The 6,820-nt window shown below is 65.0% G+C and carries 6 protein-coding genes and 1 pseudogene; 1 reads left to right on the top strand and 6 read right to left on the bottom strand.

The genetic code is table 11. The annotated features are described in order from the left end of the window. The coding region (locus IGS67_RS13475) for a transposase (RefSeq protein ID WP_192282208.1) at positions 1-204 on the bottom strand (204 nt) is incomplete at its 3' end. 73 nt (positions 205-277) lie between these two features. Here IGS67_RS13475 and IGS67_RS13470 point away from each other — a divergent pair. Then, positions 278-1,045 (top strand): annotated as a pseudogene (locus IGS67_RS13470) (IS481 family transposase); the annotation flags it as partial. Here IGS67_RS13470 and IGS67_RS13465 read toward each other — a convergent pair. The 5 genes from IGS67_RS13465 to IGS67_RS13445 form a co-directional block, all read right to left on the bottom strand. Then, the gene (locus IGS67_RS13465; protein WP_192282201.1) at positions 1,042-3,318 is read right to left on the bottom strand and encodes a DUF262 domain-containing protein; all 2,277 of its coding nucleotides are present in this window, start codon (positions 3,316-3,318) and stop codon (positions 1,042-1,044) included. The pseudogene IGS67_RS13470 and the gene IGS67_RS13465 sit on opposite strands and share 4 nt — an antisense overlap. Then, complete coding sequence (locus tag IGS67_RS13460) at positions 3,315-5,036, bottom strand: DUF262 domain-containing protein (RefSeq protein WP_210767365.1); 1,722 nt, start codon at positions 5,034-5,036, stop codon at positions 3,315-3,317. Before IGS67_RS13460 ends, IGS67_RS13465 begins: the two co-directional genes overlap by 4 nt. Positions 5,037-5,149: 113 nt before the next feature. Continuing rightward, positions 5,150-5,371, bottom strand: a complete 222-nt coding sequence (locus IGS67_RS13455) for a hypothetical protein (protein ID WP_192282198.1) — start codon at positions 5,369-5,371, stop codon at positions 5,150-5,152. A 76-nt stretch (positions 5,372-5,447) separates the two neighbouring features. Beyond that, complete coding sequence (locus IGS67_RS13450) at positions 5,448-6,374, bottom strand: hypothetical protein (protein ID WP_192282195.1); 927 nt, start codon at positions 6,372-6,374, stop codon at positions 5,448-5,450. 30 nt (positions 6,375-6,404) lie between these two features. Further along, on the bottom strand, positions 6,405-6,638 hold the full coding sequence (locus IGS67_RS13445; protein ID WP_192282192.1) for a hypothetical protein: 234 nt from the start codon (positions 6,636-6,638) through the stop codon (positions 6,405-6,407). Between the last annotated feature and the right edge of the window lie 182 nt (positions 6,639-6,820).

Genomic DNA, 6,820 nt, shown 5'->3' with positions numbered 1-6,820 from the left:
GGCCGCGCGGCGCAGGACCTCGTTCTCCTGCTCCAGAAGTTTCACCCGGCGGCGAAGTTCTCGGGCTTCGCGGAGCCAGTTCTGCAAGGAGGACTTGCCGACGCCGAAGTCGGCGGCGATGCGTGCCAGTGACACGCCGGGGTCGCGCGCGAGGGCGACGCGCACGACGTCATCGCGGAACTCTCGGGGATAGCGCTTGGACATGGAGACATCCTCTCAGCGGTGCTGGTCAGCACCGCGGGTGGGTGTCACCTGTCCGTGCAGCAGACCCTTGGTACGCAAGATCGTGCACAAGCGCCTCAAGACCAGACGTGGGCCGGTGGAGATCGCGTCGCTGACCGGAGTGCCGGCCTCGACCGTCTATGCCGTCTTGAAGCGGTGCCGCCTGAATCGACTGTCCCACGTCGACGTCGCCACCGGCGAGGTGATCCGCCGCTACGAGCACGACCATCCCGGCTCCCTGATCCACGTCGACGTCAAGAAGCTCGGCAACATCCCTGATGGCGGAGGCTGGAGATACGTCGGGCGACAGCAAGGTGGCAAGAATCGACGCACCACGAACGGCGTCAGACACGACGCCACAGGGCATGCGTTCCTGGGCCACGCCTACGTCCACACCGTCATCGACGATCACTCCCGAGTCGTCTACGCCGAGATCCACGACGACGAGAAGACCACGACCGCAGTCGACGTGCTGAAACGGGCAGTCGCCTGGTTCGCCGCCCGGGGTGTGACGGTCGAGGCAGTGCTCTCAGACAACGGACCTGCCTACCGCTCCTACGCCTGGCGCGACACCTGCCGCGAGCTCGGCATCAAGCACCGCCGCACCAAGCCCTACAGGCCCCAAACCAACGGCAAGATCGAACGCTTCCACCGCACCATGAGCGACGGCTGGGCATATTCGAAGCACTACAACTCAGAGAAAGCCCGCCGAGCCGCCCTCCCGGCCTGGCTGCACTTCTACAACCACCACCGGCAACACTCAGCCATCGGCAAGGTCCCACCCATCACGAGGTTGAACAACCTGCCTGGGCACTACAGCTAGAACCCGCCTTCCAGGAGCCGGGCTACAACCTCGCGGCCCAAAGTGATGCGGTCCACGCTATCGAAAATGCGTCCGTCACCTGGGCGCTGCTTCACCGGCACCACGCCTTCGAACGGCCCGCTCTGGGTCCACCCCAGCGACTCCATGATCTGAAGGAATCTCGGTCCGCTCTTCTGGCCCGCGCTTCGAAGCCTGACGGCCCAGCCGCCTTCGACGCAACGAATCTCAGCACTCTTGCGGCGAAACTTGAGCCAGCGTTCCGGCTCGCTGCCGCGGTACCAAGGGTCTTCAATCTTGTCGGGCTGGCCGGACTCTTCCCACAGCGTCAGGAGGTACGGGTCGCGGTACCAGCTGTTGAGTTGAGTCTTGATGAGCATCCGGACGTTGTAGCCGATGTCCTCGCCGTGACGCACGTAGATACCTGAGTCACCTGACCGCATCGAGGGGTAGCGCACGAAGTAGTAGCGCCAGTCGAGGCACCTAGTTTCCTCGCGGTCGGCGAGCCAAGTGTCGCGAATGTCCCGCATCGTCGCGGTTGGATTGATTCCGCTTACCGCCACGGCGTCGAGCAATTGCATGAGGGCATCGCGCGTCGACGCGATGCGGTCGCGCTGGCCGCCAGCGAGCAGATCGCGCCAGAACTGTGTCTGGCCAATAGCGGCCGTACCGAAGAGCGACTTGGCTGAGCGTGGGACAGTGCGCTGATATTCGCCGAAAGTGAGCAGCGCAGCCGAGGCGTCGGCCCACTGGTTCTCATGTGAGAACACCGCATCGAAAGCCGCCGCGCGGTCAGCGAGCCGTACTTCGTCCAGGTCAAAGGAGGTGAGCGCGCCGCGCAGCATGTCGTGGTCCTCCAACCGGTGGACCACGCCTTCGAGGTGCGGGTGCGATGCGAGGAACTCGGCCTTCGCGATTTCGTCGGCGACCTGCGCTTGGTTCAGCGCTGAGATCGACTGGAGGTCGCCGTCAATCATCAGACGGTCGACGTCATTCAGAATCGCGGGCATGTCAGCGAGACGGATCTCGTCACCGGACCACTCGAGGATGTTGCGCAATGCCCGGAGACGGGTCATCGGCTCGTCGGTGTGCATAATGCGGTGCACGAGGACTGCGTAGAGCAGGATGCCTTGCTGGAGGCTGAAGGAGCGGGCTTTGGAGTGCCGGAGCTCGCCGTAGTCCCGGCAGCAGGCCGTGAATAGGTCGACCTGTGCGCCGCGACCGAATAGCGGGATCGCTGTCGGCTCCGTTTGATCGTCGCTCGGGGCTGTTGCCGCGTTGGTGAAGACTTCGCCGAAGTAGTGAGGGATCTCGGTTCCCAACCAGGTGTCAAACGCGTCGAAGACGAACTTGAGGTGCGTTTCCCAGCGGGGTGACCCAGGACCGAACAGTGCGTTTGCGCGGGGGCCGAGCGGGCCGCTCGTGACGACCCCGTCTCGCCATTCGCAGATCTCGATGAGGAAGCCGAGGTAGCGCATGAACTCGTCGTCGACGATGTCGTCGTCGCCCCTGTGGGGCCAGAGCATGTCGGACCAGTCGACGTCAACCTTCCGGGCGAACTCCCTGGCGCGGTCACCGGTGTGCGCGATCGTGCTCTCGAAGCGCGCCTTGAAGTTCTCGAACGGGGTCAGCGGCTTCCCGCGGGAGTTCATCTTGATGTAGAGGTCGTCGCCTTGACGTGCCTCGTTGATCTGGAGCGTGTGGAAGCTGACGACAGGGTCGTCGTCGCGTGTGAGTCGCTCCCAAATCAGCTGCGGGTCGATGGCGTCGAAGCGCTCCGCGATGGCGTCGATCATCACCAGCATCGCCCTGATGGTGGGATCGTGGCGCCAGTCGAAGGCGAACCATGGCTGGTCCATGAGCCAACGTGACGATTGCTCGCCGCCGGCCATCGCGGTCGGGTCGGTGAGCCGCTCGCAGAAGGTGCGGGCGCTGGGTCGCGTGGCGTAGGTGAAATTCGCCCACGCTCCAGGTTGCTCGAGCTCGCCGGTGCGGCACGCGGCGTACCAGTGAATCAGAAACAAGGTCGTCAGGCGTTGCTGGCCGTCAAGGGGCCGGAACACGCCGTCGACAAAGTCGCCGTAGATGAAGTCGAGGCTTACGGGCAGGCCGACCTCAACCGCGTTGGCCAAGACTTCGAGGAATCCGTCGCGGATGTCTCGGACTGCGACGCCTTCCCGACCCTGGGCGTAGTCGCGTTGAATCAGCGGGATCTCGATACGCGAGATCCCACTGTCCTGGAAGAGTCCGGTGTACGAGGCAATCTCGCCCTTCACAGTTCGGCTCCTTGGCTCGTGGTGCGCAGATAGGGCCGCAGCGTGTTGCGGATCGCGTCAAGGTAGGCAGCCCGGTCGGTCTCTGTCCACAAGTGCGGCTGCTGAGCGTCCGCGTCCGTGAAGTACTTGAGAAAGACCTGGCGCGTCGCTGGTGGCACGTACGCGCCCTGCCGGTCCCGCTCGATCAGGGTGCGACGCTTGACCTCGAACACTGCGTTGCTCAGCGCGGCGTTGTCTCCGGACGTGAGCAGCGCCAAATTGGCGAGGCCGTGCACATCATCCCCGCCGCCACTCTCAGCAGTCAGAAGTCGCGTCACCGCGAGTTCGGCGGCGCGGAAGGATGCCTCAGTGAGGTCCTCGAGGGCACGGTCCACCTCGGCGATGGCTCTCTCGCGCTGCGCGCCGTCGATCGCGTCGAGGCCATCGAGGGCCGCGCGATGGTCCACGAGCCAGGTTCGCCACTGCTCGGCTCGACGCAGCGGTTCGGCGTTCTGAGCGTGGATGTGCTCAAGGGACCAGCGCTGCGCATGATGCTCGCTGAAGGAATAGCGCGCGTGCGCGTATGCGGCCGTACGCGCGGTCTCGATGTTCATCAGTAGCAGCGCGTCCGCACACTTGGACGCACGATGCTCGTACCCGATGTCGCCAAGTTCGTCCTCACTGAGGTCAAGCCGCGACGAGATCTTCTCCGTCAGAGCGTCATCGAACTCGCTCTTGGGCAACTCCGCCGCGAGTTCAATGAGCTCGTGGAAGGGCTCACCCAGGTACATCAGGTAGCCAACCTTGTGGAAGAGGCTGCGGTCCTCGAACCACCACATCATGGTGGCGTGGATATCAAGTACGTCCTGCCAGAACGCAAGTGGCCGCGGGGCGCCCTCCGGTGGGTCGATGCGAGCGCGCAGGGTCTCAAAGGTGAAGTACCGAGGGCGGTCACGCCCGGTCGGGCCTCCCGCCATGGCATCGAGAAGGAAGTCGATGCGCGTCGACGGCGGCTGTAGCCCGCCAGCCGCGAATCCCCAGACTTCGGGACGCTGCAGCTGCCGCTCGATCATGTCCCACTGGGCAGCGATTTCTTCCGCGCGCCCCGTGCCGGGCATCACTTCCCTCGTCTTAGCCAGGACCAATGCCTTGACGAGTTCGGAGTCCGTCAGCGGAATCCGGCCCACGTTGAGACGCGTGAACAAATCGGTCGAATCGTCATACGCCGAGGCCTGGTACCAGATGACGACCACGCGCTCGAAAAGCAGGGTGTAGAACTTGTTCGCGACGTACTGGCGCAGCGTGCCGTGCGCATCGAACCACTGCTCGATCGTCCGGTATGCGGCGGCCATGTGGAAGTAGTCGATGTTCTCGCCGGCTCGATCGACGTCGACCTCGCTGAGGAACGCCTCGCTGCCGGGCCGGGTCTCGTACTCGAGCGAAAAGCCAGGCCCTTGGTTCTGCAGGTTGGTCCGTTGCATGAAGTGCATGATCAAATGCAGGGTCGTGAGTCGCTGCTGGCCATCGATGAGTTCCCAGCGATCATCACCGGCGGGCTTCACCACGATCGGCTGCAGGTAGTACCTGTCCCCCTCGCTGGTCCAGACGTCATCGAGGAGCCGCAGCACGTCCGCCGTACCCCATCGGTAACCGCGCTGATACGACGGTACAAAGAACCGTCCGTCGATCGTCCCGGCGAACACTTCGCCGAGCGAAGCTGCAGAATATCCGTCGTTCACGAGACCCCCTTTGATGCCCCTGTTCGGCGACCACGCCCATCGCACGCCCTCTGCCACGCATGGTCAATGGCCAACCCGAGCATAGCCAGACCGGCTGAGGCGGCGCCGGAACCTCAAACCGAACGACCCCTGGCGAATGGGGCGCCGAGCGCGTTCATCAGCCACGGCAGGACCGTCTTGGCGTTGACCACCTCGTCGCCGGCCGACTGCAGTGCCTGAGCCGCCATCTGACGCAGGCCGTTGGCGGCGATGTGCGGGCGCGCGCCGGGGCTCAGGTCCTCCGCGTCCGAGTCCTGATGGCGGACCGGGAGGTCGTAAAGCTTCTGCGTGGCCATGCGGCTATTTTCTCAGGGGCTTGAGGGCGGCCGATGCCGTGGCTGGGCTGGCAGCCCCTACTCCCCTAGTGACGGCCTAGCTACGAGGTGCCGCGGCTCTCGCTAAGGACAGCACCTGCTCCGCGCTCAGAGTCGGCGCGAGGACGTAAAACAACTCGGTGTCCTCGCCCTCCACGAACTCGATCCCGGGCTGTGCCGCCAGCGCCGCCTCGTACCGCCCGTAGACCTTCTCACCCCACTGATGCAGCGCCACTTCGCTGACGCTCACCACGTAGGTGAACTCTGCCCGGTCCGAGGGATCCACGTGCCGGATGAGTTCCTCGACAGGCACCCGGCGCGTCTTGATCTTTTCGATCGTCGCCACCGGCGGAGCCTCCGCAAGCATCGGCGGGACCTCGATCTGCCACGTCGGCGCACCTTTACCGAGGAGACCGCCCAGGCGGCCCTTTGATCTGCGCCGGACGCCTGCGAGCACGGCGTCCCCGTCTTGTGGCCACGCGTCCGCTGGCGAAGTGCGTGCCAGTTCCGGACTGACGTGGAAAGGAAACTGGAAACGCGAGGTTCCGGCGCCACCGCTCGCCCAGTACAGCGCCGCAGAGATTATGGACGACGCACAACTGCGCCCGTCCTCACCCACCATCGCCTCGCCGTGCAGGATCGCCGAGCGGTCGAGGATGACGGACCATCCGCGCTCACGAGCGCCGTACATGTACCCAACATGGAACGCGAGCGCATCGATGAGCCTCGCGCCCATAGGCGTGATCCCGTGGGCCTCCGGGGCGTTGGTGAACCACAGTGGCTCGGGCACATCGCCGCCGTCCCACAGGTGCGTGAGGGTCAGCGACACAGCAGGCCGGTAGGTCGCGACAGTCGGCTCGTACGGGAAGTCGTGGTGAGCGCTCCAGACCTCGTCGAAGACCGCCCGACTGATGGGCTCGCCGCGCAGCCAGTCCTGGACGATCGCCTGGTGGTCGGCATCCCGGTCGCGGCTCAGCGCACTCATGGCGATCAGACTACTGAGCCGATACCGGGCCTACTCCCCCAGGAACGGCCCACCGTTGTCGCGGGGGCCGTCGGGCGCGCGGAACTCCAGGCGGCAGATGGCGCGAATGGCGCTGACGAGCCACTCGGCGATCATCTCGTCGTACTCCCCCTGCACGCCGCTGAACGCGACGACGAGCCCCTCGCGCACAATGCCGCCGGGCCACTTGATGTCACCCGCGCGGTACAGGTGCGGTGAGTGGTCGCGCAGTCGCGACGTGTCCATGCCGGTGCGCGCGGCGACGCGAGCCTTCGCGGTGGCCCACTCGACGAACGGGTCTGCTGCACGGATAGGTGGCAGTCAGGTTCAGGCTGCGAGTGCGACCTGAGTGGTCATGATGGTCTCGAACTCGATCGGGGTCAACCGCCCCAGTCGGACCTGCCGCCGGCGACGGTGATAGGTCCTCT

Source organism: Flavimobilis rhizosphaerae (genome assembly GCF_014852685.1).
Taxonomy (GTDB): Bacteria; Actinomycetota; Actinomycetes; order Actinomycetales; family Cellulomonadaceae; genus Flavimobilis; species Flavimobilis rhizosphaerae.
Note: the sequence above shows the minus strand (reverse complement) of the source record. Positions and strands in the feature narration are given on the sequence as shown.

Coding starts and splice junctions, on each gene's coding strand:
- IGS67_RS13450 (WP_192282195.1), bottom strand. CDS start 6,374: ATGAGTGCGCTGAGCCGCGACCGGGATGCCGACCACCAGGCGATCGTC.
- IGS67_RS13445 (WP_192282192.1), bottom strand. CDS start 6,638: ATGGACACGTCGCGACTGCGCGACCACTCACCGCACCTGTACCGCGCG.
- IGS67_RS13455 (WP_192282198.1), bottom strand. CDS start 5,371: ATGGCCACGCAGAAGCTTTACGACCTCCCGGTCCGCCATCAGGACTCG.